The following is a 25,617-nucleotide window of genomic DNA, read 5'->3' on the forward strand; positions in this document are numbered from 1 at the left end:
TCGTGGTGGGGGGATGCGGACGGGGTGGATCGGGGTCAGGTGGGTCGGGTCAGGTGGGGAGGTGGAGCACGGGCCGCACCAGCAGTCCGCGCGCGGGCCGGTCGGGCGTCTCGAACCGGCTGGTGAGCAGGTCGATGCACAGGTGGGCGACCTCGTCGATGGGTTGCGCGACGCTGGCCAGGCCCAGCGCGGCGGCGACGGGCGTGGCGTCGAAGCCGACGATGGTGGGCGGATCACCCGGCGTCGCCAGCGCGGCCCGGTGGGCGCCGAGGGCCAGCGTGTCGCTCGCGCAGACGATCGCGTCCGGAGCATCCGGGCCGGTCAGGAGGCCTGCCACCACGGCCTGGGCGGCGGCGGAGTCGTTGGTGCTGCGCACGTCGATCACCGCGCCGCCGAGGCCGGCTGCCTCCAGCGCCCGCAGCCACCCACCGCGGCGGTCCGTCCCGGTGCTGGGCTGGTCGCCGTCCCCGGGCCAGCCGAGGTAGGCGATCCGCCGGTGTCCCAGGGCCAGCAGGTGGTCCACGGCCAGGCCGGTGCCCACGGACCCGTCGACGTCCACCCAGTCGTGCGGCTCGTCCTCGTGCCCCCAGGGCCGACCGAACGCGCAGAACGTCGTCCCCCTCTCGCGCAGGTGGGCCGGTCGCTCGTCGTCAGCGCTGGTGGCGGTCAGCACGACGGCGTCGGCGGCGCCGGTGTGGACCAGCTCGTCGATCGTGGCGACCTCCGCGGCCTCGTCCACGGGCTGCGGGTAGAGCAGCACGCGCAAGCCGTTGTCCTGCCCGGCCTCGGCGAGACCGTGGTAGAAGGCGTCGAGCACCAGGCCGGAGATGCCGTCCTGCTGCCGCTCGGCACGTACGGCGATCGCGTGGGCGCGACGGGTGGCCAGCTGGCGCGCCGGCAGCGAGGGCCGGTAGCCGCTCTCCCGGATCGCGTCGAGCACCCGCTGCCGGGTGGCCTCCGCGACGCGGTCGGGGTGCCGCAGCACGTTGGAGACGGTCTGGCGCGAGACTCCCGCGCGGGCCGCGACGGAGTCGAGCGTGGCGGGGCCGGAAACGGCCATGCCGTCCTCCTCTCGGCCGGTTCTCGGATGCTTCTCGGATGCTTCTCGGATGGTGAGCCGGTGCGGGTGGCGGTGCCCCGGCTGGGCCACTACAGTGTTTGAGCGCTCAAACTTTGAGCGCTCAAACCGTAACGCACGTCACACTCGTTGGGAACCCCCCACTCCCGCCCCGACAGGAAAGGGCTCGCCGATGGACGCGGACGCAGCTCCCGAACAGGCCCGTCAACCCTGGCTCCACGACCTCTCCCTGACGCTCGCGGCGCCGACCCAGGTGTGGTCGGCGGCCGACGGCCAGGTCGCGCCCGGTGGCCTGTCCGGCGTGCACCACGGCGACCGCCGCGTGCTGTGCCTGCTCCACCTCGAGGTGGACGGTCAGCAGCCCACGGCAGTGGCGTCGTACGAGGTCACGGGCGACAGCCACACCTTCGTCTCGGTGCCACGCCACCTCGGCGACCCCGGCCCCGACCCGACGGTGCGTCTCGTCCGCCGGCGCGACGTCGAGCCGGGCCTGGTGCGCGAGAGCTACACGGTCGCCAGCACGGCGGCCGCCCCCGTGTCCTGCCAGGTGAGCCTGCTGGTCGCCGCCGACCTCGCTCCGATGGACGGCGTGAAGTCCGGCGCGGCGTATCCCGCGGTCCCTGCCGACGGGGTCGGCGGCTCCGTGCTGACCTGGCAGTCCGACGACCTGCGCGCCGTGCTGCGCCTGCCGGGCGCGCGGACGGTCCAGCAGGACGACCAGGTGCTCGCCACCTGGGACGTCGTCGTACCCCCCGGCGAGCAGGTGAGCCACGAGCTGCTGCTGACGCTCGAGGCCACCGACGCCGCGGTGTTCGCACCGCGCCGCGAGGCCGGGTGGCCCTCAGTCACCGTCGACAGCGCCGACCGCCGGCTGGGGCCGGTCGTCCGGCGCAGCCTCGACGACCTCCGCCTCCTCCGGCTCGCCGCACCCGGCCCCGGTGGCGCCGAGGAGGAGTTCATCGGCGCCGGGGCGCCCTGGTTCCTCACGCTCTTCGGTCGCGACAGCCTCTGGACGGCCCGGATGCTGATGCCGGTCACCACCGACCTCGCGATGTCGACCCTGCGGCTCCTGGCGCACCACCAGGGCCGTCGCACCGACGACCAGACCGCCGAGGAGCCGGGCAAGATCCTGCACGAGGTGCGCTCGACGGCCTTCAGCCTCGGCGAGGACGACGGGGCAGATCGCCACCTCCCGCCGGTCTACTACGGCACCATCGACGCCACTCCCCTGTGGGCGCTCACCCTCCACGACGCCTGGCGCTGGGCTGCGCCGGAGGAGGAGGTGGAGCAGCTCCTGCCTGCCCTCGAGCGCGCCCTGGCGTGGCAGGTCGAGCACGGCGACGCGGACGGGGACTGCCTGCTGGAGTACGTCGATCGCTCCGGCCACGGGCTGTCCAACCAGGGGTGGAAGGACTCGGGGGATGCCGTACGCCGCAACGACGGCTCGCGCGCTTCCTCACCCCTGGCGCTGGCGGAGGTGCAGGGCTACGCCTACGCCGCCGCGATCCGTGGAGCAGACCTCCTGGAGTCCTACGGGCGCCCGGGCACCGACCGCTGGCGCACGTGGGCCGACCGGCTCCGCGCGGAGTTCGGCCGACGGTTCTGGGTGGAGGACGCGGTCGGGGCGTTCCCCGCCATCGCGCTCGACCGCGACAAGCGCCCGGTCGTGTCGTTGACGAGCAACATCGGGCACCTCCTCGGGACCGGGATCCTCGACCCGGAGGGAGTCGACCTGGTCGCGCGACGGCTCGTGTCGGGCGACATGCTGTCGGGCTTCGGGATCCGGACACTGTCGTCGCACGCGGCCGGCTACTCGCCGACCGGCTACCACGTCGGGTCGGTGTGGCCCCACGACACCGCGATCTGCCTCGCCGGCCTGGCGGCCGAGCAGAGGCCCGAGACCGCCGAGGTGGGCGAGGCGCTCCTCTCGGCCCTGTCGGCCTTCGACGGCCGACCGCCCGAGCTCTTCGCCGGCGACGCTGCCTCCGCCCAGCCCGTGCCACTCCCCTACCCCGCGGCGTGCCGGCCGCAGGCGTGGTCGGCCGCAGCCGCGGTGTCGCTCGTGACCTCGCTCCTGGGCCTGCGCCCCGACCCGACCGCGGACGACGGCATCGCCCTCGCGCCCGTCCGCCCGTGGTCGTTCGGCGCCACCAGCATCCGGGGACTCGGTGCCCGCGGTCGTGACGCAGCCATCGAGGTGTCGGCCGACGGCGAGGCCGCGAAGGGCTAGTGCAACCGTCCGCGCCTCCCGCGAGTCGTCACAGGTGAGAGCAGACTGACCTGACGGCGAGCGGGGAGGAGGGACCATGCCCCGGGCGAACGCGATCGACCGTGTGCAGGACGTATACGGCACCTCCTACCGCCGTCTCGTCGGCCAGCTGACCGGCGTCACCGGCGACCCGGTCGAGGCGGAGGACGCGGTGATGGAGGCCTTCGCGCGTGCGGTGAACTCCAGCCGGTCGTTCCTGGCCGCCGAGAACCCCGAGGCCTGGCTGCGCACCGTCGCGGTCAACGTCACCCGCACCCGCTGGCGGCGCAACCGCTTCTTCCGCGACGTCAGCCACCGCCTGGCCGACGCGGAGTCGTACGACGACCTGCCGGAGGACCGCCTCGCCCTGCTGGCCGCGCTGCGCCGGCTCCCGGCGCCGCAGCGTGAGGCGATCGCGCTGCACCACCTGGCCGACCTGCCCGTCCACGAGGTCGCCGAGGCCGTCGGCGCCCCTGTCGGCACGGTGAAGGCACGACTCGCGCGCGGCCGCGCAGCGCTGGCCGAGCTGCTCTCGGAGCCCGACCCGGAGCCCGACCCGGAGCCCGACCCGCGGCCCGACAGCGAGAGGAGCACCCGATGATCCTGCCCACCGACCTGCCCCGCGAGGTCGCCGAGCGGGCCGTGCAGCCCGGCTTCGACACCGTCCTGGACCAGGCCCGGAGCGCACGGCGCCGCCGTCGTCGTACGACGATCGCGTCGGGGATGGCCGCCGCGGCTGTCGTCGGCGGCATCGCCTGGGGCACCGGGCCGGGCAGCGACGGAGGACCGGACCCGGCCGGATCGTCCCGGTCGCAGGCACCCACCGAGATCACCGGCTCGGTCGACCCGGACCTCCCGGCGGGCGTGCACCGGATCCTCTCGGGAGACATGGTCGACCCGTGGGTGGTCAGCCCCTCCGACGGCGGGATCGCGGCCCTCTGGGCCGACTGCGGTGGTGCGAACGGCTGCCGGATCGCGCTCGTCTCCCGCCTCGGGGACCAGGTGTCGTCGCGGGTGCTTCCCGAGACGGCCTTCCCCTCGCTCCAGGGCGTCCCGGGCGGATGGCTCCTGGAGACCGCGGACGGGTTCACCCGCGTGACGCCGGAGGGCGAGGACCAGCCGGTCTACGACACGGGCGGCAGCCTGACCCACCCCGAGCCCGGCGACACCGCCGTGTCGACCAGACGAGGATGGCGGCTGCTGCGCGGCGACAAGCTGATCACCGTGCCCGCTCCCGAGGGCGACACCGTGCAGGCGGCCTACGTCACGCCCGCCGGACGGATCGTGGTGGCGGTCCGGCGCGGCAGCGGCATCGTCGTCGCCTCGAGCGGCGACGGCAGCACCTGGAGCTACACCCACATGACCACGGCGGCGGACCGGATCGTCGGGGCGGTGATCGCAGGTCAGGGCGACGACGTCGCCGTCGCGCTGCTCGGCGACTCCCCCGACGGCTCCATCCCCGTGCTCCAGGTCAGCGTCTCGGACGACGCCGGAGAGACCTGGGCGTACGCCAGCGAGGGTCGGCTGGCCGGCGGGCCGGGCGGCCTGGCCGACCTGAACGGACTCGCCGTCGGCGCCGACGGCACGACCTGGCTGACGACGGGCTCAGCCGGGCTGGTGCGGGTCGACTCCCGTGCCAACGTGATGGCGACGCAGCTGTCGTCCCACGACCGCGGTGTGTTCGCGGTGGCCGACCGGGTGTGCCTGGTCACCGAGCGGGGCCGCTACGACGTCCTGTCCTGCTCGGACGACGACGGCACCACGTGGGTGACCCAGGCACTCCCCGGACTGCAGTGACGCCTCAGACCACCCAGCCGACGTTGTCGGCCACGAGGTCCGCCATCGGGTAGATCCCGCGCAGCTCCTGGCGGCGCTCCAGCAGCTCCACCACGTCGTGCACGTTGCGGTCGTGCAGCTGACGGCGCCGGCTCATCTCGTTGTCGATCTTCTTCTCATCCATGACTCCACCTCCGACAAGATTTCGGGTGGTTGGACCACCCCCCATGGATTGGATCGTTACAAGCCCGCGCTACACAACAGTTCCGCCCGTGTTAACTCCACGCAACATGATCGGAAATGCGATGCACGGAATCACCGTGCGGACGGGCCACTCAGGCGCGTACGGCGTCGCGACCGCGCACGTGGAGGGCCGCGGACACCAGCAGGATCGCCACGCCGGCGAGCGAGAGCACCACGCCGACGAGCGCCGGGGCGCGCAGGCCCCAGCCGGCCGCGATGACGAGCCCGCCGAGCCACGCGCCGAGGGCGTTGGCGATGTTGAGCGACGCGTGGTTCATCGCCGCGCCGAGGGTCTGGGCGTCGCCGGCGACGTCCATCAGGCGCAGCTGGAGGTTGATCACCAGCACCGAGCCGAGCACGGTGATGAGGAAGGCGAACGGCAGCGCCGCCCAGCCGTGGGGCGCGGCGACCCAGAAGCCGAGCAGGGAGACGGCCATGCCGCTGCCGCCGATGATCAGTGAGCGGAAGATCGACCAGTCGGCCATGATGCCGGCGAGCCACGTGCCGGCGACCATGCCGAGCCCGAAGGACAGCAGGTAGACCGAGACCGACCGCTCCCCCAGCCCGGCAACGTCGGTGACGACCGGCGCGATGTAGGAGTAGACGGCGAACATGCCGCCGAAGCCGACGGCACCGGCCAGCAGGGTCAGCCACACCTGCGGGACCTTGAACGCGGAGAGCTCGCGGCGACCGCTGGCCTCCGCGTCACCCGGGCACGACGGCACGAACCAGGTGACCAGCGCCAACGTGACCAGGCCCAGCCCGGAGACGGCCCAGAAGGCCGCGCGCCAGCCGAGCTCCTGCCCCAGCACCGTTGCAGCAGGTACGCCGATCACGTTGGCGACGGACAGGCCGAGCATCACCAGCGAGACCGCGCGGCCCTTGCGGGAGGGCCGGGCCATGCTGGCGGCGACGAGGGAGGCGACGCCGAAGTACGCGCCGTGCGGCAGGCCCGCGGCGAAGCGCGCGACCATCAGCTGCTCGTAGGACGTGGCGAGCGCGCTCACGCCGTTGCCCAGCGCGAAGGCGGCCATCAGGGCGACGAGCAGCGCGCGGCGCGGCAGGCGGGCGCCGAGGAAGGCGAGCACCGGGGCACCCACCACGACCCCGACGGCGTACGCCGAGATGACGTGGCCGCCGGTGGGGATGGAGACGCCGACGCCGTCGGAGATCTGCGGCAGCAGGCCCATCGTCACGAACTCGGTGGTGCCGATCGCGAAGCCGCCCATGGCGAGCGCCAGGACCGCCAGGCCGAAGTGGCGGGCGGTCACCGACGGGGCGTCGAGCTCGTCGGGGGTCCGGTCGGTGGCAGTCGTCATGGTCATCACAGGATGCAAGACAGGGCCCCGGGTACGGTATTCCCGGAGGCCCTGCCTGTGATGCGCCCCTCAGCGGTGCAGTCAGAGCGCGGCGAGCGCCTCGTTGAAGGTGGTCGACGGGCGCATCACCGCGGCGGCCTTCTCGGCGTCGGGGCGGAAGTAGCCGCCGATGTCGGCCGGCTTGCCCTGCACCGCGAGCAGCTCGTCGACGATCGTCTGCTCGTTCTCGCGCAGCGAGCCGGCGAGGGAGGCGAACGCGCTCGCGAGCTCGGCGTCGTCGGTCTGCTTCGCGAGCTCCTCGGCCCAGTAGAGCGCGAGGTAGAAGTGCGAGCCGCGGTTGTCGATCGTGCCGAGCTTGCGGCCGGGCGAGCGGTCCTCGTTGAGGAACGTCTCGGTGGCCTTGTCGAGGGTGTCGCCGAGGATCTTGGCGCGGGCGTTGTCGGCGTACCCCGCGAGGTGCTCGAGCGAGGCCGCCAGGGCGAAGAACTCACCGAGGCTGTCCCAGCGGAGGTAGTCCTCCTTGACCAGCTGCTGCACGTGCTTGGGCGCCGATCCGCCGGCGCCGGTCTCGAACAGGCCGCCGCCGTTCATCAGCGGGACGATCGAGAGCATCTTGGCGCTGGTGCCGAGCTCGAGGATCGGGAACAGGTCGGTGTTGTAGTCGCGCAGCACGTTGCCGGTCACCGAGATGGTGTCCTCGCCCTTGCGGATCCGCTCGAGGGAGTACGTCGTCGCGGCCGCCGGCGCCATCACCTGGAGGTCGAGGCCGTCGGTGTCGTGCTCCTTGAGGTACTCGGTCACGAGCGCGATCAGGTTGGCGTCGTGCGCGCGGGTCTCGTCGAGCCAGAAGACCGCCGGGGTCGCGCTGGCACGGGCGCGGGTGACGGCGAGCTTCACCCAGTCGCGGATCGAGGCGTCCTTGGTCTGGCAGGCGCGCCAGATGTCGCCGGCCTCGACCGTGTGCGACATCAGCACCTCGCCGGCGCCGTTGCGGACCTCGACCGCGCCGGCGGCGGGGATCTCGAAGGTCTTGTCGTGCGAGCCGTACTCCTCGGCGGCCTTGGCCATCAGGCCGACGTTGGGCACCGAGCCCATCGTGGAGGGGTCGAGCGCGCCGTGGGCACGGCAGTCGTCGATCGCGGCCTGGTAGACGCCGGCGTAGGAGGAGTCGGGGATGACGGCGAGGGTGTCCTGCTGCTTGCCCTCGGCGTTCCACATCTGGCCCGAGGTGCGGATCATCGCCGGCATCGAGGCGTCGATGATGACGTCGGAGGGGACGTGCAGGTTGGTGATGCCGCGGTCGGAGTCGACCATCGCGAGCGCCGGGCCGTCGGCCAGGCCCTTCTCGAAGGCCGCCTTGATCTCCGCACCGTTCTCGACCTGGTCGAGACCGGCGAGCACGGCGCCCAGGCCGTCGTTGGCCGACAGGCCGGCAGCGGCGATCTGCTCGCCGTACTGGCTGAAGACGTCGGCGAAGTAGGCGCGCACGACGTGGCCGAAGATGATCGGGTCGGAGACCTTCATCATCGTGGCCTTGAGGTGGGCGGAGAACAGGACGCCGTCGGCCTTGGCCTGCGCGACCTGCGCCTCGAGGAACTCGTCGAGCTTGGCGGCGCTCATGAAGGTGCCGTCGACGACCTCGCCCTGGAGGACCTTGAGGCCGTCCTTCAGCACGGTCTCGGTGCCGTCGCTGCCGACGTGCACGATCGAGAGGGTGTCGTCGGCGGGGATGACGACCGACTTCTCGTTGCTGCGGAAGTCGTCGTGGCCCATGGTGGCGACGTTGGTCTTCGAGTCGCTGCTCCAGGCACCCATCGAGTGCGGGTGCGACTTGGCGTAGTTCTTCACCGACGCGGGCGCGCGGCGGTCGGAGTTGCCCTCGCGCAGCACCGGGTTGACCGCGGAGCCCTTGACCTTGTCGTAGCGGGCGCGGGTGTCGCGCTCCTCGTCGGTCTGCGGGTTCTCCGGGTAGGCCGGCAGGTCGTAGCCCTGCGACTGGAGCTCGGCGATCGTCGCCTTGAGCTGCGGGATCGAGGCCGAGATGTTGGGCAGCTTGATGATGTTGGCCTCGGGCTTGGTGGCCAGCTCGCCGAGCTCGGCGAGGGCGTCGTCGAGGCGCTGCTCGTCGGTGAGGCGGTCGGGGAACTGCGAGATCACGCGACCGGCGAGGGAGATGTCACGGGTCTCGACGTCGACACCCGCGGTCTTCGCGTAGGCGGCGATGATCGGGAGGAACGAGTACGTCGCCAGCAGGGGCGCCTCGTCGGTGTGGGTGTAGATGATCTTAGCCATGGGTACGACAGCTCCTGTAGATCGCGATCTGATCCGGCATAACTCTTGACGTCAAGATACCTGACGCGGGGGGAGGGTTGCGACTCGCCTACCCTCGCACCCCGACAACGGCGCCGCTAGAGTCGCCGTGGCCGCCGGGGGGCGGCCATCTGACTCTTGAGGGGACGCGCCATGAGCGACACCGTCGTAGACACACCGACCACCGGTCAGAAGTTCACCGCCGAGCTGCTGGGCACCTTCGTGCTCGTCTTCTTCGGGTGCGGCGCCGCGATGCGCAGCGGCGGTGACTACGTCGCCACCGGCCTGACGTTCGGCCTCACGGTCGTCGTGATGGCGTACGCCGTCGGCCGCATCTCCGGCGGCCACTTCAACCCCGCGGTCACGCTCGGCGCCGTCCTCGGCGGGCGCCTGCCGTGGAGCCAGGTCGGCATCTACATGGCCGCCCAGCTCGTCGGTGGCCTGCTCGCCGGCGGCCTGCTCTTCGGCCTCAACCACGGCTTCGAGGGCTTCAGCGCCGAGGGCAACATGGCGCAGAACTTCTTCGGCGACCAGGGCACCGGCTTCGCCTGGTGGGCGGCGCTGCTCCTCGAGACGGTGATGACCGCCGTCTTCCTCTGGGTCATCCTCGCGGTGACCGACGAGCGCAACGAGGTCAACGTGGCCATGGGCCCGCTCGCCATCGGCCTCGCCCTGGCGATGATCCACTTCGCGTCGATGAGCGCCACCGGCACCTCGGTCAACCCGGCCCGCTCGATCGGCGTCGGCGTCTTCGCCGGCACCGACTCCATCGTCCAGCTCTGGCTGTTCGTGGTAGCCCCGCTGCTGGGTGCCGCCATCGCCGGTCTCACCTACCCCGTCCTGTTCGGCCAGGGCGCTGCGGCGGTCGCCGGCTCGGGCCTGTCGTTCGGCGGTGGTCGCAAGAACGAGTTCGTCCCCGGCAACTACGAGGCGCAGTGGAACCAGGGCCAGCAGGGCGGCTGGGGCCAGCCCGGCTCCGCCTGGGGCGCTCCCCCGCAGCAGCAGTGGGGCCAGCCCGAGCCCTACCCGCAGCAGTCCCAGCCCCAGCCCGACCCCTACGGCGCTCCCCAGCAGCCGCAGCAGCAGCCCGGCCAGTGGGGCGCTCCCCCCGCCCAGCAGCCGCAGCAGCAGCCGGGCCAGCCCGGTCAGTGGGGCGCTCCCCCGGCCCAGCAGCCCGGTCAGCCCGGCCAGCCCGGCCAGCAGAGCGCGCCCGGCCACTGGGGCAACCCCGACGGCGACGACGACGGCCGCACCCAGGTACGCCGTCCCGACTAGCTGGTCCCCTAGGAGCCTGGCTGCTCCAGCGTCGCCACCCAGCCCGCATCGAGGTCCTCGATGCTGACGAGGCCGGCACCCTTCTCGTACACCGTGCGAGTGGCGGTGCCGGCCTCGCTGCGTATCTGCACCATCTGGGCCGACTGGTCCTCGATGCGCACGATCGACTCGGGGAGGCCGGCGACGACGTACGCCTTCCAGCCGTCGCCGAGCCGCGGGTCGGCCGGCATCGCCAGCCCCGCCTCGGCGCCGTCGGTCCCGGCCCGCCAGCCCTCGCCGTCCGCGTCACCGCCCACGAGCCAGACGTTGCCGTGGTCGTCCTGGGCGTAGAGGTCGGTCACCGTGCTGGTGGTGGCGCCGCCGAGGTCGGTCGTGGTCTGCACGGCCGTGGCCTCGAGGCCAGCGACCGGGACCGGGTCCTCGAGCACGTCCACCACGAGGGAGCCGACCGTGATGCCGGTGTCGACGACGTCGTAGGTCCTCCGCTCACCGGGCTCCAGCGCGAGCCACGGGTTGTCCACGACCGCGACGAAGTCGCCCGGGTCGGGTGTCGGGGTGGGGACGACGAGGCCGTTGATGCCGGTGGAGTCGTAGGGCTTTGGCTGGCCGATCCCGGCACAGCCGGAGAGGGCGAGGACCAGCACGAGGGCCGTCGTCGCGTCTCGCAGCATGGGCGCCAGCATGCCAGCCGCCGACCAACATTTCGGCGCTGCTAGCGTCAGCGGGACAGACCACCCTCACGAGGAGAAGACCCACCGTGACCTCCGAACCCCTCACGACTGCGCCCTTGAAGGTGGCAGTCACCGGCGCCGCCGGCCAGATCGGCTACAGCCTGCTCTTCCGCCTCGCCAGCGGCGCCCTCGCCGCCGACCGGCCCATCGAGCTCCGCCTGCTCGAGATCGAGCCCGCCCTGAAGGCGCTCGAGGGCGTCGTCATGGAGCTCGACGACTGCGCGTTCCCGAACCTCGCCGGCGTCGAGATCGGCGCCGACGCCGAGAAGATCTTCGACGGCGTGAACCTTGCCCTGCTCGTCGGCGCCCGCCCGCGCGGCCCCGGCATGGAGCGCGGCGACCTGCTCTCCGCCAACGGCGCCATCTTCACCGCGCAGGGCAAGGCCCTCAACGCGGTGGCCGCCGGCGACGTACGCATCGGCGTGACCGGCAACCCGGCCAACACCAACGCCCTCATCGCGATGAGCAACGCGCCCGACATCCCGCGCGAGCGCTTCTCCGCGCTGACCCGCCTCGACCACAACCGCGCGATCTCGCAGCTCGCCACCAAGACCGGTGCGGCCGTGACCGACATCAAGAAGATGACGATCTGGGGCAACCACTCCGCCACCCAGTACCCCGACCTCTTCCACGCCGAGGTCAAGGGCCAGAACGCCGCCGAGCTCGTGGGCGACCAGGCCTGGCTGGAGAACGACTTCATCCCGACCGTCGCCAAGCGCGGCGCCGCGATCATCGACGCCCGGGGCTCCTCCTCGGCCGCGTCGGCCGCGTCCGCCACGATCGACGCCGCCCGCGACTGGCTCTTCGGCTCGGCCGAGGGCGACTGGGTCTCCATGGCCGTCGCCTCGCAGGGTGAGTACGGCGTGCCCGAGGGCCTGATCTCCTCGTTCCCGGTCACCACCTCCGGTGGCGACTGGTCGATCGTCGAGGGCCTCGAGATCGACGGCTTCTCCCGTGCCCGCATCGACGCCTCCACCGCGGAGCTCGCCGACGAGCGCGCCGCGGTGACGGAGCTCGGCCTCATCTGAGCCGGCAGAAATGACGCACCGAGCGGTGCGTGAGACAGGCTCTGACCTCAGAGAACCTGCTTCACGCACCGCTCACGCGCATTTTCGAGCAGGTTTCGACACGGCGGTCACGGCTTCGTTCCTCAGCCGTGCGCCTCGCTCAACCACCATCAGGCAGTCCGCTGGCGCGTCCTGCCTAGAAGCCGGGCTGGTCCGGGATCGAGGTCGCCAGGAAGATCAGCGCCCCGCCGAGCGCGATGAGGATGACGGCGTCCAGCACCTTGTGGCGTACGGCGAGCATGCCGGCGTCGCGGGTCCGCAGGACGAGCCGCACGAGGGCGGCGAAGATCAGCGACCCGCCCATCACCCGGATGCCGGTGCGCCACTCGCCGAGGAACACGATCACCATCGCGACCGCGACGACGCCGAGCACGAGCAGGTAGAACGCTCCCCCGATGGTGGAGGGGTAGCGGCGCGGCTCGTCGGGGTCGACGGGCTCCGCCGAGACCGGCTCGACCGACTCGGGTGGCTCGATCTCCCGGGGCTCGGGGAGGTCGCTGCGCTCGGGTTCGGTCATCAGGACCGGGCGGCCTTCTCGGCGATCTCGACGATGTTGGTGAGCAGCATCGCGCGGGTCATCGGGCCGACGCCCTTGGGGTTGGGCGACACCCAGCCGGCGACGTCCCACACGTCGTCGGCCACGTCGCCGGTGACCTTGCCGTCGACGCGCGAGACACCCACGTCGAGCACGGCGGCACCGGGCTTGACCATGTCGGCGGTGATGATCGCCGGCACGCCCGCGGCGGCGACGACGATGTCGGCGTTGCGCACGTGGGCGGCCAGGTCGCGGGTGCCGGTGTGGCAGAGCGTGACGGTCGCGTTCTCCGAGCGGCGGGTCAGCAGCAGGCCGAGCGGGCGGCCGACGGTGATGCCGCGACCGACGACCACGACCTCCGCACCGGCGATCTCGACGCCGTGGCGGCGCAGCAGCTCGATCGAGCCGACCGGCGTGCACGGCAGCGGGCCGGCCTCGCCGAGGACCAGCTTGCCGAGGTTGGTCGGGTGCAGTCCGTCGACGTCCTTGTCGGGGTCGACGCGCGACAGCAGGGCGAACTCGTCGAGCCCGGTCGGCTGCTGGACGATGAAGCCGGTGCAGGCGTCGTCGGCGTTCAGCTCGTCGATGACGGCCTCCACCTCGGCCTGGGTGGCCGTCGCCGGGAGGTCGCGGCGGATCGAGGTGATGCCGATCTCCGCGCAGTCCTTGTGCTTGGCACCGACGTACCAGTGCGAGCCGGGGTCGTCGCCGACGAGCACCGTGCCGAGGCCGGGCGTCACGCCCTGCTCCTTGAGGACCGACACGCGCTGGGCGAGCTCGGCCTTGATCGTCTTGAGGGTGGCTGCGCCGTCCAGGGTCTGTGCCGTCACGCGGGCGAGTCTAGGGGGTGTCTCTCAGCTCTCGGCCGTCGCGAGCGTCGTACTGCGGGATGCATCGCAAGGCAGAGGAGGGAGGCGATGCGCCAGCATCGATGACTGACGACAACGCAGCGAGGCGCCCGCAGGACGGCGCGCAGCAGGCCATGGAGCTGAGAGCCGCCCCCTACACACCGATCGGGGCGCCGATCCGCACGAGGTGACGCTCGGCGGCGCGCGCTGCGGGATGCGCAACAGCGGCGGCCGTGACGCCGATCAGGGCGATCACGATCCAGCCCGGCGTGCCCACCTGGAGGGCCAGCCAGGTGTAGAGCGCGGGGAAGATGATCGGCTCGATCTGGTAGCCGAGGCCCCACACGCCCTGGTAGTCGCCGAGGCGCCGGTGGTCGGACAGCTCGCTGGTGAAGGACCAGTCGGCCGCCGACTGCCACAGCTCGGCGCCGGTGATCGTCACGTGGCCGATCCAGATCAGCACGATCGAGACCCAGCCGACGGTCTCGTGGGTCCAGGCGATGAGGCCGCACGAGACGATGAACGCCCACCCCGACCACCGCACCGCGCGCAGCGACCCGTCGACGGAGTCGGCGACCCGGCTGGCCCGCACCTGCAGCAGCACGGCCAGCACGGTGTTGGTGCCGAACAGCCAGGCCAGCAGCGCCGGCGGCGCGTCGGTGCGCTCCACGAGCCACAGAGGTACGACGACGTTCAGCAGCACCTGGTTGGACGACAGCACGCCGTTGCAGATGCTCAGCACCACGTAGCCCGGGTTGCGCCAGGCCGGCGGCGCGGCGGTCGTCGGGTCGTCGCCGTCCGCGGTCGGCACCTGGCGGGCGATCACCGGCAGCACGGACGCGATCAGCAGTGCGTTGAGCACGAGCAGTCCGCCCGTGACGAGCGGGATGAGACGTACGGCGTCGAGGCCGAGGCCCAGCGCGACACCGCTCGCGCCGGCGCCGAGCGTGTAGCCGACGTTGCGGGCGGCACGCATGTAGGCCAGCGCCCGCACCCGGACCTCACGCGGGAAGACCGCGATCCGGTAGACATTGCGCGCGTTGCGGCCGGCAGTCTCGGCGATCGCCAGCACGCTGAGCATCAGGACGAAGGTGACCATGCCGCCGATCAGCGGCCAGGCGAAGTAGAGCGCCGCCTCGACCGCGCTCGCCAGTGCCCACAGCGGCTTGGCGCCCACCCGGTCCGCGAGGCGGCCCATCGGCAGCTGGAGCACCAGCGTGACCCCCGCCGCGATCGACATGCCGAGGCCGACCTCGGCGCCGGACAGCCCGACGACCTTGGTGAAGTAGACGGCCGTCCCGGTGAGGAACGTCCCCGTCGCGAAGGCCGACAGCACGCACTGCCACACCAGGTCCCGCTCGAGCTTGGTCGGCGGGAGGATCCGCTGCCACCAGCGCACATGCACCTCCGAGAGTTATCTTGACGTCAAGATATCACCGATGGGCGGTGCGTGCGGGGGATTTTCGGCCGCCCGAATCCTCGTGGGACACCGCCCATGCACGTGGCGTACGCCGACGCGCGGGCGAGCGGTGCGTGAGGGGCATTCCGAGGTGGGCGAATCCCCCTCACGCACCGCCCGCTCGACGGATCAGTGGAAGAAGTGACGCGTCCCGGTGAGGTACATCGTCACGCCGGCGGCCTCGCAGGCGGCGATGACCTCGGCGTCGCGGACCGAACCGCCGGGCTGGACGATCGCCTTCACGCCCGCGTCGATGAGGATCTGCGGGCCGTCGGCGAAGGGGAAGAACGCGTCAGAGGCGGCGACAGCGGACGTCACCCGCTCCCCCGCGCGCTCGACCGCGAGGCGGCACGAGTCGACGCGGTTGACCTGGCCCATGCCCACGCCGACCGAGGCGCCGTCGGCGGCGAGCAGGATGGCGTTGGACTTCACCGCACGGCAGGCGCGCCAGGCGAAGGCGAGGTCGGCGAGCACCTCCGGCGACGCTGCCGAGCCGGTGGCCAGGGTCCACGTCGACGGGTCGTCGCCCTCGGCCGAGATCACGTCGCGGTCCTGCAGCAGCAGGCCGCCGGAGATCGCCCGGGTCTCGCCGCCACCGCGCGCGAGCGGCGGGCACTCGAGGATCCGGATGTTCTTCTTGGCCTGGAGCGCCTCGATCGCGCCGTCCTCGTAAGCGGGCGCGACGATGACCTCCGTGAAGATCTCCGCCACCTGCTCGGCCATCGCGACCGAGATCGGCACGTTGGTCGCGATCACGCCGCCGAAGGCGCTGACCGGGTCGCACTCGTGCGCCTTGCGGTGGGCCTCGGCGACGTCGGACGCGACGGCGATGCCGCACGGGTTGGCGTGCTTGATGATCGCCACGGCGGGCTCGTCGAAGTCGTACGCCGCCCGGCGGGCCGCGTCGGCATCGACGTAGTTGTTGTAGGACATCTCCTTGCCGTGGTGCTGCGTCGCCTGGGCGAGCCCGGGGCCGCCCGGCAGGAAGCCGTTGGTGTAGAGCGCGGCGCTCTGGTGCGGGTTCTCGCCGTAGCGCAGCACCGCCGACTTGTCCCACGTCGCGCCCATCCACGCGGGGAAGCCGCTGCCCTCGCTGGTGTCGGTGAGCACGTTGCCCATCCACGACGCCACGTGGACGTCGTACGTCGCGGTGTGCACGAAGGCCTCCGCGGCGAGGCGCTGCCGCTCGGCCAGCGTGAAGCCGCCGGCGGCCACGGCGGCCAGCACGGCGCCGTACGCCGCGGGCGAGGTCACGATGGCGACGCTCGGGTGGTTCTTGGCGGCGGCGCGCACCATCGACGGGCCGCCGATGTCGATCTGCTCGACGCACTCGTCGTGGCTCGCGCCGGAGGCGACGGTCTGCGTGAAGGGGTAGAGGTTGCTGACGACGAGGTCGAACGGCTCGACGCCGAGGTCGGCGAGCTGCTGCACGTGGGAGTCGAGGCGGCGGTCGGCGAGGATGCCGGCGTGCACGCGCGGGTGCAGCGTCTTCACGCGGCCGTCGAGGCACTCGGGGAAGCCGGTGAGGTCCTCGACCTTGGTGACCGGCAGCCCGAGGGACTCGATGAGCGCGGCCGAGCCGCCGGTGGAGACGAGCTCGACGCCGGCGTCATGCAGGCCGCGGACCAGGTCGTCGAGACCGGCCTTGTCGTAGACGGAGACGAGCGCGCGCTTGATGGCGATGCGGTCAGGGGTGGGGTCGGACACGGGACTCCTCGGTTGCTCTCGAGTCGAGGGCACCCAGGCGTTCGATGCACCTCGCGCGTCACTCCCTGGTGGTGGCCCACCTGCGCCAGTCGTGTGCCCGCAATCTACCGGGCGCCGGCCCCGATGCGAACCCGGCGACCCTCGACCGAGATCCCGCCTCGCGCGATCCGGCCGACGGCGTCGACGAGCATCGCGCGCTCGGCGGTCTTGATCCGCTCGTGCAGCGCCTCGACGTCGTCGTCCTCGCGCACCTCGACCGGCACCTGCGCCACGATCGGGCCGGTGTCGACACCGGCGTCGACGACGAAGAGCGTCGCGCCGGTGACCTTGACGCCGTGCTCGAGCGCGTCGCGCGGGCCGTGCATGCCGGGGAACGACGGGCAGAGCGCCGGGTGCGTGTTGAGGGTCAGGAACTGCTCGAGGAAGTCGGCCGAGACCAGCTTCATGAAGCCCGCGGACACGACGAGGTCAGGCTCGAACGCCGCGACCTTGTCAGAGAGCGCGCGGTTCCAGTGGTCGCGCGAGGAGTAGTCCTCGACCCGGGCCACGAACGTCGGGATGCCGGCACGGTCGGCACGTGCCAGGCCCTCGATGCCGTCACGGTCGGCGCCGACCGCCACCACCCGAGCTCCGTACGACGACTCGGCACAGGCGTCGAGCAGGGCCTGCAGGTTGGTGCCGGACCCCGACACGAGGACGACGATGCGGGCAGGCGAGGACAGCTCGGGCACGGCTGGATTCTAGGCGCGGTGGGAGGGCGCGGCGTTCGCTGTCCGGCGTTCGCGCACCAGCCGCGCGGCGACGAGGGACGCGATCGCGGTCGTGACCGGGACGGCGGCGATGATGCCCAGCCCGCCGACCAGCCCGCGCACCACCTCCTGCGCCACGACCTCCTGGCTCACCGCGATCCCGAACGGCAGCTCGAGCGCGGAGAAGACCAGCATCAGTGGCAGCGTGGCGCCGACGTAGGCCAGCACGAGAGTGTTGACGGTCGAGGCGACGTGCGAACGGCCGATCCGCATCGCCCGCACGAACAGCGAGCGGGTGCTGGCCTCGGGGTCGAGGTCGGCGAGCTCCCACACTGCCCAGGTCTGGGTCACGGTGACGTCGTCGAGCACGCCGAGCGCTCCGATGACCAGGCCGGCGAGCAGCAGGCCGTGCAGGTCGACCTGGGCGGCGACGGTGGAGATGTACTGGCTGCCCTCGTCGACCACGCCGGTGAAGTGGCCGACCGTGGTGAACACCCAGCCGAGCACCGCGATCAGCACCAGCGACGCCAGCGTGCCGAGCATCGCGACGGTGGAGCGGACCGTGAACCCGTGGGAGAGGTAGAGCGTGACGACCATGATGGCCGCCGCGGTGACGACGGCGACGGCGAGCGGTGCGGACCCTTCCATGATCGCCGGCAGCGTGAAGACCGCGATCAGCACGAGCGAGAAGGCCAGGCTGACCAGCGAGCCGATCCCCCGCCAGCGCGAGAGGGCCAGCACCCCGAGCACGAAGAGGACGGTGAGGGTGAGCAGCGGTGGGCCGCGGTCGAAGTCCTGGAAGGCGTACTGCTCGCCCTCCTCGCCGTCGGCGACGTAGGTCACCACGATCCGGTCGCCGACCTCGACGTCGGGTGCGGCATCGCCGTAGGGCAGCAGCGCCTCGGCCTGTCCGGGTGCGCCGGGTCCGCTGTGCAGCTCGACCGTCGCGGACCGGCAGCCGCCGACATCACGACGGCAGGGGCCGATCTCCTGCACCGTCGCCGTCCCACGCTGCACGTCGGCCCCGGGCGTGGTGATCTCGAGGTCGCCGTCGGGCCAGAGCACCGCGAGCCCGACGACCGTGGCCAGGACGAGCGGGCCGACGAGCAGCGCGACCAGGAGCCGCAGCGGAGCGGGCGCCGGTCCGAGCGAGGCGGGCTCGGAGCCGTGCGCATGACCTGCGCCCACGCTCAGTCCCCGGCGGGGTCGCGAGCGGGCTCGGTGGCGGCTGCGTCGTCCTCGTCGGGGAGACCCCAGACCTTGTTCGCGCGCCGGTTGAGGAGCACCACGCCGACGGCGCCGAGCAGGGCGCCGACGCCGCACGCGGTCATCGCGTGGAAGTACACGTCGGGGACGAACGGCCCGATGAAGCGCATCCGCCCCGGCCCGGCGGCACCGCCGGACAGCCCGGCCAGCACCGCGAAGGCGAAGCCGGCGACGAGGCCGCCACCGCACCCGGCCAGGGCGAGCTGGTCCCACGGGAGCGCCCGGCCGCGCAGCGCCCGGAAGGCGGAGACCGCGGCCACCAGCGGCGGCAGCGCCATCAGGGCGCCCACCCAGCCGGCCGGAGTGCCGACGGCGGGGAGCGCAGCGAGCAGCGGGAAGACAGGCAGCGGGCCGAGCACGACGGCACCCGGCGAGACGAGGGTGGCGCCGCCGACGGCGAACCCGGGACCGAGCAGCCACGACCCGGTGAAGAGCGAGGCGTTGGGCACGAAGGCGGCGTTGACCAGGGCGTAGAGGCCGGCCTCGGCGGGGCTCGGGTGCAGGCGCGAGGTCATCGTCGCGGCATCGCCGAAGGAGACAGCCAGCGCGACCAGGAACACCAGGGCCGAGACCACGACGAAGGCCCGCAGGACCGCCCCGGCGACAGCAGCACCCGCCCGCACGGTCGGCGGGGTGAAGGCCGCCCAGATGGCGGCGCGCCCCGAGCCCACCGCGATCGCGGGCGCCGCGACGAGCGCGGTCATCAGGATCGTCCAGCCCATCACGTGGGGCACGGACGGGTCGGCGGTCGAGCCGGCAGCCAGGGTCGCCACGACCACGGCCACGACGGCGTAGCCGGCGAAGAAGAGGAGGATCGACGTCGGCACGGTGAAGTCACGCTCGCCGTCGGAGATCCGGTCCGCGTCGGGCCCGTGCCCGGAGACGGAGTCGCCGACGCGGTGGCCGAGCCGCCACATCGACCACGCGGCGATCCCGGTGATCGCGAGCGGCACGATCGTGACCCGCGCGCCCATCACGGTGACGCCGGAGCCGTGGCCGGCCAGCCAGACCAGGGCACCGACCCGCATCCCGTCGCGGGGTGCGCCGTGCACGCCTGCGTCGGTGGCGAACCAGCCGATGATCCCGACGGCCATCAGCACGACCAGGGGGCCGAGCGCGGCGAGGACGCCGCCGAGGGTCGCGATCAGCACCAGCGGGCGCGGCCGGGCAGCATCGGCCCGGGCAGCGTCCGGTCGGGTCAGGAGCGACGTCATGGCCGAGCCATCATCACCCGGCCCCGTGCCGGGATCGCGCTCCCACGCCGCCGCGCGGCGGGCTCGGGGGAAGTTGTGCGCCGTGTGTGGCTCTCCCGTACCGTGGAGCGGTCATGAGGAGCCCCGAGACCTTCGACGCCTACTACGTCGAGACCCGCACGCGACTCCTGCACGAGGCCTACGCCCTGACCGGTGACGCACCGGCGGCGCGCGCTGCCGTGCGGGACGCCTTCGTCGTCGCCTGGCACCACTGGCGCAAGGTCAACGCGCTCGAGGACCGCGACTCCTACGTCCGCCCGCTCACGCTCCGCCGCGCGAAGCGGCGCCACACCGCTCGCATCTGGCACCGCGACAAGACCCTCGCCCCCGAGGCGCGTGCCACGCTCGAGGCCCTGTCGAAGCTCTCCACGCGCCAGCGCGAGCTGCTCGTGCTCAACGGGCTGTCCGCGCTCACCCTGTCCGAGCTCGCCCGCGAGGTCGGGCTGCCGCGCGCCGACGCCGAGCGCGAGCTCCAGACCGCGGGCTCGCAGTTCTCGCTGCACCGCGACGTGCCCACGACGGACGTACGACGTCTCCTGCAGGAGCTCGCCGAGCCCGTCGCGTCGACCCGCTGGCCCCGGGCGAGCGTCATCCGCCGCGCGGGCGCCGCGCGACGTCGTACGCACACCGTGATCGGCGCCGCCGTGGCGACCGCGGCGCTGCTCGTCTCGGGCTCGCTCGTGGCCACCGGCTCCGGCGCCCAGCCGACCAGCCTCAGCGAGGAGAAGGCCGGCCACGGGCTCGACGTCCACGACCCCGACTCCACCGTCGGCTCCGCGGTGATCGACGAGCAGACGCTGCTCGCGTCCTCGCAGGTCGAGCGCTTCGGCACGAAGCTCGCGTGGGAGGAGACCGGCACCGGCGACAACCTCGACGGTGACGGCCTCGTCGTGCCCTGCCAGCGCGAGCGCTTCGCCGACCCCGACGGCCTCGCCGCCCTCACCCGCACCTGGGAGGGCTCGGCCACCAAGGTCGTCAAGAGGACCACTGGCAAGGGCGACGCGCGCCGCACTCGGAAGGAGCGCGTCACCGCGGTCGAGTCCACCGCCGTCCAGGTGGTCGAGCGCTCCCGCGACGAGGACAAGGCGGCGGCGACGTTCGAGGCGGCCTCGCTCTGGTACGCCGGTTGCGCCGACCCCCGCACCCAGCTCCTGACCACCAGCGACGTGAAGCGCGTGGGCGACGACGCCCGCCAGTTCCGGCTGCGCACCTGGGGCAGGACACCCGCCACGCTCACGATCGGCATAGCCCGCACGGGCAGCCTCGTGGTGACCACCGCGGTCCGCTCGATCGGTGCCGCGGTCGGCGACAAGGCCTCGCTCGGCGGGCTCTCCGCGGCCGTCAACGCCCTCTGTGGCTCCCCGGGCGCCGCCGCCTGCGCCGGCCGCGCCCGCAGCACCACGACGGCTCCCCTCGACATCGGCGCCCCGCCGGGCCTGCTGTCGGTCGTCGACCTGCCACCCGTCTCCGCGGTGCGCGGGCCCTGGGTGGGCACCGACCCCGAGCGGGCCAGCAACACCAACTTCGCCTCGACCCGGTGCGACCGCACCACCTTCACGGGCAAGGGCATCAGCATGGCGAAGACCCGCACGTTCCTGTTCCCCGAGACGCGCAACGTCGACCAGCTGGGCCTCACCCAGGTGGTCGGCTCGATGAGCGAGACCGCGGCGAAGAAGTTCGTCGAGCAGGTCCGCACCCGCATCCGGCAGTGCGGCCAGGCCAACCTCGGCACGTCCGTGACCCCGCTGGCGTCCTCGTCGTCGAAGGGCCGCGAGCTCCAGGTCTGGGCCCTCTCGACCGAGCTCAACGACAAGCAGTCGTTCCCGTTCCTGATGGCGATCGTGCGCGACGGCACCGCCGTCTCGCAGCTCGGTTTCACCCCCCAGCGCAACATGACGATGGCGCGCGACGACTTCGTCGCCCTGTCGCGCCGCGTGCTCGAGAGGCTCGGCACGCTCAGCTCGCGAGGTTGACGCAACCTTTTCGCCACCTGTGGAGTCTCACGGGGCATGAGGTTCCGCTCCGCGCTCCTGACCGCTGCCCTCGCCACCACGCTGGCGCTGGCCGGCTGTGGCGAGGAGCCGTCGGCCGACGCCCCGTCCGCGGGTGAGGCGACTGGGGCGTCCGACAGCACGGGCGCGACCCCGGAGCCCGCGGGCACCGCGATCCCCGACGACTTCCCGCTGTCCGCCGGGATGGGCGGGCCGCAGGACACCATCCCGACCTCGCGCACCGGCACCGGCCTGCGGGACCTGACGCTCTGCGGCACCGCTCCCCTGCGCGGCCTCGGCATCCGCGACCGCCTCGTCGCCGACAACAGCGGCGGCGAGTCCGCCAACACCCGGGAGCTGGTGCTGCTCGGCGACGCCGACGACGCGGCGCAGCTGTCCCAGTCGTTCGCCGACCTCCCCCGGACCTGCCCGACCGTGACGGCCGATGGCGACCAGGAGACCCTCACCGAGGTCCGCGACTCGCCGTTCGGCCCGACACCCGCCACCACGCTCGTGCAGACCTACACCTTCGACGGCAAGGCCGGCTCCGGTGCGACCGTCATCCATGTCGTACCGGTCGGCGCCGCACTGCTGGTCACGTCGACGTACAGCCAGTGGGCGCCCGACGGCGACGCGGCGACGATCGACGCCCAGCGGGCCGTCGACCAGACCGTGAAACCGCTGCGCGCGACCGTCGAGGCGCTCCAGATGTTCGACGACACCGAGACGGACACGGAGACGGACACGTCGTCCCCCGAGCCCACCGGGTCGGCCACCGCCGAGCCGCAGGGTGCGGCGATCCCGGACGACTTCCCGCTGGCGGTCGGCCTGCCCGAGGAGGACGGCGAGACGAAGGTGTCCGAGCCCTCTGCCGACGGCGACGGCCTCGGCGAGCTCGAGATGTGCGGGCGGGTCGTGTGGCCGCAGCGCGAGACAACCGCCGGGCTGCGGCGGCTCGTCACGGCCGCGTCCGGCCCGGAGTACCACGAGTGGCGCGAGCTGTTCGTCCACGACGACGCCGACAAGGCCGTCGCACCGATGGACGTGCTCCGGCAGTCGGCCGCCGAGTGCCACGGCCAGGGCAACCAGGTCTGGACGGTGCTCGAGCGCGACACCGGCTACGACACGGTGACCGTCGGCCTGACGTACGACGACGGGCTGGGGAGCTCGGTCTTCCAGGTCACGCGGGTCGGTTCGGCGCGGCTGCTGGTCGGAACTTATGGTGAAGGTTCGCTCGCATCGCTGGACGAGCAGGCCGACGGGGTCACCCAGACCACCGAGCAGATCCTTCCGGCGATGTGTGTGTTCACGAAAACGGGGTGTTAGAGATGTCCATTCCAGCCACGCTGTCCAGCGCAGCCTGTCCCACGCTGCCCTCACCGCGCCGCCGCCTGTCGGTCACCGCGCCGGTGCGCCTCCTCGGCGCCCAGGTGGTGTGGCAGGTGTTGTGGACGGCCCGCAACCCGGTGAAGCACCCGGTCGCGGTGCCGAGAGCCAGAACGGCCCCGCAGGTGGACCTGCGAGGCCGTTCGGAGCCGGTGTCGAGCCTCGAGCTCGACCGCGACTGATCACTCAGAGGTTCTGCAGGATCTCCCGCATCAGCGCAGCGGTCTCCGACGGCGTCTTGCCGACCTTGACCCCGGCGGCCTCAAGGGCCTCCTTCTTGGCCTGCGCGGTGCCCGAGGAGCCCGACACGATAGCGCCGGCGTGGCCCATGGTCTTGCCCTCGGGGGCGGTGAATCCCGCGACGTAGCCGACGACCGGCTTGGTCACGTGCTCCTTGATGTAGGCCGCGGCGCGCTCCTCGGCGTCGCCGCCGATCTCGCCGATCATCACGATCGCCTTGGTCTCCGGGTCGTTCTCGAAGGCCTCGAGGGCGTCGATGTGGGTGGTGCCGATGATCGGGTCACCGCCGATGCCGATGGCGGTGGTGAAGCCGTAGTCCTTGAGCTCGTACATCATCTGGTAGGTCAGCGTGCCCGACTTCGACACGAGGCCGACCGGGCCCTTGCCGGCGATGGTGTGCGGCGTGATGCCGGCCAGCGACTCCTCGGGCGTGATGATGCCCGGGCAGTTGGGGCCGATCATCCGGGTGGACTTGCCCTCGAGGTACTGCACGACCTCGGCGGTGTCGAGGACCGGGACGCCCTCGGTGATCACCACGAGGAGCGGGATCTCGGCGTCGATCGCCTCGAGGCAGGCGTCCTTGGTGAAGGCCGGCGGGACGAAGGCGACGGACACGTTGGCGCCGGTCTCCTTCATGGCCTCCTCGACGGTGCCGAAGACCGGCAGCTCCTTGCCGCCGAGCTCGACCGTCGTACCGGCCTTGCGGGCGTTGACGCCGCCGACGATGTTGGCGCCGGACTCGACCATGAGGGTGGTGTGCTTGGCACCCATCCCGCCCGTCATGCCCTGGACGATGATCTTGGAGTCGGAGTTCAGGTAGATAGACATGTGAGTTCTGTTTCTCTCTCTCAGGCCTGGTGGGCGAGCTCGGCGGCCTTGTCGGCCGCGCCGTCCATGGTGTCGACCTGGGTGACCAGCGGGTGGTTGAGCTCGTCGAGGATCGCGCGACCCTGCTCGACGTTGTTGCCGTCGAGGCGGACGACCAGCGGCTTGGAGGCCTCGTCGCCGAGGATCTCCAGCGCGCCCTTGATGCCGTTGGCGACCTCGTCGCACGCGGTGATGCCACCGAAGACGTTGACGAAGACGCTCTTGACCTGCTCGTCGTTGAGGATCACGTCGAGGCCGTCGGCCATCACCTGGGCGTTGGCGCCGCCGCCGATGTCGAGGAAGTTGGCGGGCTTCACGCCGCCGTGCGCCTCACCGGCGTACGCGACGACGTCGAGGGTGCTCATCACGAGGCCCGCGCCGTTGCCGATGATGCCGACCTGGCCGTCGAGCTTGACGTAGTTGAGGCCCTTGTCCTTGGCCTTCGCCTCGAGCGGGTCGGCCTCCTCGCGGATCTCGAACTGCTCGTGGTCGGGGTGACGCACCTCGGAGGCGTTGTCGTCGAGGGACACCTTGCCGTCGAGCGCCTCGAGCTTGTCGCCCTCGAGACGGGCCAGCGGGTTGACCTCGACGAGGGTGGCGTCCTCCTGGACGTAGACCTGCCACAGCTTCTGCACCATCTCGATGGCCTGGTCGCGCAGCTCGGCGGGGAACTTGGCCTCGTCGACGATCGCGGCGGCCTTCTCCGGGGTGACGCCCTCGAGGGCGTCGATGCGGATCTGGCGCACGGCCTCGGGGTTGGTCTTGGCGACCTCCTCGATCTCCACACCACCCTCGACGGACGCGATGCACAGGTGCGAGCGGTTGGAGCGGTCGAGAAGGAAGGAGAAGTAGTACTCCTCCACCGGCGGCGTCGCCGGGGTAACCAGGACGCGGTTGACGCGCAGGCCCTTGATCTCCATGCCGATGATGTCGCGCGCGTAGGACTCGGCCTCGTCGGCGGTCTTCGCGATCTTCACGCCACCGGCCTTGCCGCGGCCACCGGCCTTGACCTGCGCCTTGATGACGGTGACGCCGCCCATCTCCTCAGCAGCCGCGCGGGCCGCCTCGGGGGTCTCGGCGATCACACCCAGCGTGGTTGCGACTCCGTGCTTGGCGAAGAGCTCCTTCGCCTGAAATTCCATCAGGTCCACGAGGTGACCAGTCCTTTTCGTCTTGCGAACAGTGGCGGGGATTCCCTCTCGGCACCCTAGACCTCCCCCGGCGGGTCGCACGAGGTCGGGTGAGCGTGGTGGTGGTCACCCCGGGCTA

22 protein-coding genes are annotated in these 25,617 nt (G+C 72.1%); 8 read left to right on the plus strand and 14 right to left on the minus strand.

Annotated elements, in window-relative coordinates; translation table 11 throughout:
* Positions 1–49: 49 nt before the first annotated feature.
* A complete protein-coding gene (locus J2X46_RS02895; protein ID WP_310246664.1) occupies positions 50–1,060 on the minus strand; it encodes a LacI family DNA-binding transcriptional regulator in 1,011 nt (336 codons plus the stop codon).
* Positions 1,061–1,250: 190 nt separating this feature from the next.
* On the opposite strand from J2X46_RS02895, the gene J2X46_RS02900 reads away from it, so the two are divergent.
* From J2X46_RS02900 to J2X46_RS02910, 3 genes are all read left to right on the plus strand, one after another.
* Positions 1,251–3,308, plus strand: a complete 2,058-nt coding sequence (locus J2X46_RS02900; RefSeq protein ID WP_310246667.1) for a glycogen debranching N-terminal domain-containing protein — start codon at positions 1,251–1,253, stop codon at positions 3,306–3,308.
* Positions 3,309–3,384: 76 nt separating this feature from the next.
* Positions 3,385–3,927, plus strand: a complete 543-nt coding sequence (locus tag J2X46_RS02905; protein ID WP_310246668.1) for a sigma-70 family RNA polymerase sigma factor — start codon at positions 3,385–3,387, stop codon at positions 3,925–3,927.
* On the plus strand, positions 3,924–5,123 hold the full coding sequence (locus J2X46_RS02910; protein ID WP_310246670.1) for a hypothetical protein: 1,200 nt from the start codon (positions 3,924–3,926) through the stop codon (positions 5,121–5,123). Before J2X46_RS02905 ends, J2X46_RS02910 begins: the two co-directional genes overlap by 4 nt.
* A gap of 4 nt (positions 5,124–5,127) precedes the next feature.
* On the opposite strand, the gene J2X46_RS02915 is transcribed toward J2X46_RS02910, so the two are convergent.
* The 3 genes from J2X46_RS02915 to J2X46_RS02925 all read right to left on the minus strand — a co-directional run bounded on the left by J2X46_RS02915 (position 5,128) and on the right by J2X46_RS02925 (position 8,956).
* A complete protein-coding gene (locus tag J2X46_RS02915) occupies positions 5,128–5,286 on the minus strand; it encodes a hypothetical protein (protein ID WP_310246672.1) in 159 nt (52 codons plus the stop codon).
* A gap of 151 nt (positions 5,287–5,437) precedes the next feature.
* Entirely contained in the window at positions 5,438–6,670 is a 1,233-nt protein-coding gene (locus tag J2X46_RS02920) for an MFS transporter (protein WP_310246675.1), read from the minus strand.
* 75 nt (positions 6,671–6,745) lie between these two features.
* The gene (locus J2X46_RS02925; RefSeq protein ID WP_310246677.1) at positions 6,746–8,956 is read right to left on the minus strand and encodes an NADP-dependent isocitrate dehydrogenase; all 2,211 of its coding nucleotides are present in this window, start codon (positions 8,954–8,956) and stop codon (positions 6,746–6,748) included.
* A 171-nt stretch (positions 8,957–9,127) separates the two neighbouring features.
* On the opposite strand from J2X46_RS02925, the gene J2X46_RS02930 reads away from it, so the two are divergent.
* Positions 9,128–10,249, plus strand: coding sequence for an aquaporin (locus tag J2X46_RS02930; RefSeq protein ID WP_310246679.1), 1,122 nt, complete (start codon positions 9,128–9,130; stop codon positions 10,247–10,249).
* Positions 10,250–10,257: 8 nt separating this feature from the next.
* Here J2X46_RS02930 and J2X46_RS02935 read toward each other — a convergent pair whose 3' ends face one another.
* The gene (locus J2X46_RS02935) at positions 10,258–10,920 is read right to left on the minus strand and encodes a hypothetical protein (protein WP_310246681.1); all 663 of its coding nucleotides are present in this window, start codon (positions 10,918–10,920) and stop codon (positions 10,258–10,260) included.
* 86 nt (positions 10,921–11,006) lie between these two features.
* On the opposite strand from J2X46_RS02935, the gene J2X46_RS02940 reads away from it, so the two are divergent.
* Positions 11,007–12,008, plus strand: a complete 1,002-nt coding sequence (locus J2X46_RS02940) for a malate dehydrogenase (protein ID WP_310246684.1) — start codon at positions 11,007–11,009, stop codon at positions 12,006–12,008.
* Positions 12,009–12,183: 175 nt separating this feature from the next.
* Here the strand turns inward: J2X46_RS02940 and J2X46_RS02945 are convergent, their stop codons facing one another.
* The 7 genes from J2X46_RS02945 to J2X46_RS02975 form a co-directional block, all read right to left on the minus strand.
* Positions 12,184–12,564, minus strand: a complete 381-nt coding sequence (locus J2X46_RS02945) for a DUF3017 domain-containing protein (RefSeq protein ID WP_310246688.1) — start codon at positions 12,562–12,564, stop codon at positions 12,184–12,186.
* Complete coding sequence (locus J2X46_RS02950; protein WP_310246689.1) at positions 12,564–13,412, minus strand: bifunctional methylenetetrahydrofolate dehydrogenase/methenyltetrahydrofolate cyclohydrolase; 849 nt, start codon at positions 13,410–13,412, stop codon at positions 12,564–12,566. The genes J2X46_RS02945 and J2X46_RS02950 overlap by 1 nt, the downstream gene beginning before the upstream one ends.
* A gap of 172 nt (positions 13,413–13,584) precedes the next feature.
* On the minus strand, positions 13,585–14,829 hold the full coding sequence (locus J2X46_RS02955; protein ID WP_310246690.1) for an MFS transporter: 1,245 nt from the start codon (positions 14,827–14,829) through the stop codon (positions 13,585–13,587).
* Positions 14,830–15,018: 189 nt separating this feature from the next.
* Positions 15,019–16,596, minus strand: a complete 1,578-nt coding sequence (gene purH, locus J2X46_RS02960; protein ID WP_310246692.1) for a bifunctional phosphoribosylaminoimidazolecarboxamide formyltransferase/IMP cyclohydrolase — start codon at positions 16,594–16,596, stop codon at positions 15,019–15,021.
* 104 nt (positions 16,597–16,700) lie between these two features.
* Positions 16,701–17,327, minus strand: a complete 627-nt coding sequence (gene purN / locus J2X46_RS02965; protein ID WP_310246694.1) for a phosphoribosylglycinamide formyltransferase — start codon at positions 17,325–17,327, stop codon at positions 16,701–16,703.
* 9 nt (positions 17,328–17,336) lie between these two features.
* Positions 17,337–18,533, minus strand: coding sequence for a YibE/F family protein (locus J2X46_RS02970; RefSeq protein WP_310246696.1), 1,197 nt, complete (start codon positions 18,531–18,533; stop codon positions 17,337–17,339).
* 2 nt (positions 18,534–18,535) lie between these two features.
* Positions 18,536–19,825 (minus strand): DUF6350 family protein, encoded by a 1,290-nt coding sequence (locus J2X46_RS02975; protein WP_310246698.1) that lies wholly within the window; start codon positions 19,823–19,825, stop codon positions 18,536–18,538.
* 113 nt (positions 19,826–19,938) lie between these two features.
* Here J2X46_RS02975 and J2X46_RS02980 point away from each other — a divergent pair, with 113 nt between their 5' ends.
* The 3 genes from J2X46_RS02980 to J2X46_RS02990 are packed head-to-tail and all read left to right on the plus strand — an operon-like array spanning position 19,939 to position 23,423.
* On the plus strand, positions 19,939–21,837 hold the full coding sequence (locus tag J2X46_RS02980; RefSeq protein WP_310246699.1) for a hypothetical protein: 1,899 nt from the start codon (positions 19,939–19,941) through the stop codon (positions 21,835–21,837).
* Between the two features lie 36 nt (positions 21,838–21,873).
* Positions 21,874–23,181, plus strand: coding sequence for a hypothetical protein (locus J2X46_RS02985; protein ID WP_310246700.1), 1,308 nt, complete (start codon positions 21,874–21,876; stop codon positions 23,179–23,181).
* 2 nt (positions 23,182–23,183) lie between these two features.
* The gene (locus J2X46_RS02990; protein WP_310246701.1) at positions 23,184–23,423 is read left to right on the plus strand and encodes a hypothetical protein; all 240 of its coding nucleotides are present in this window, start codon (positions 23,184–23,186) and stop codon (positions 23,421–23,423) included.
* Positions 23,424–23,427: 4 nt separating this feature from the next.
* On the opposite strand, the gene sucD is transcribed toward J2X46_RS02990, so the two are convergent.
* Positions 23,428–24,309 carry a succinate--CoA ligase subunit alpha gene (gene sucD / locus J2X46_RS02995; protein WP_310246703.1) on the minus strand — a complete coding sequence of 294 codons (882 nt, stop codon included), beginning with the start codon at positions 24,307–24,309 and terminating at the stop codon, positions 23,428–23,430.
* A gap of 20 nt (positions 24,310–24,329) precedes the next feature.
* Positions 24,330–25,499, minus strand: a complete 1,170-nt coding sequence (gene sucC / locus J2X46_RS03000; protein ID WP_310246705.1) for an ADP-forming succinate--CoA ligase subunit beta — start codon at positions 25,497–25,499, stop codon at positions 24,330–24,332.
* Positions 25,500–25,617: the final 118 nt, after the last annotated feature.

The sequence above is a fragment of the Nocardioides sp. BE266 genome, from assembly GCF_031457855.1.
In the GTDB taxonomy this organism is placed as follows: Bacteria; Actinomycetota; Actinomycetes; order Propionibacteriales; family Nocardioidaceae; genus Nocardioides.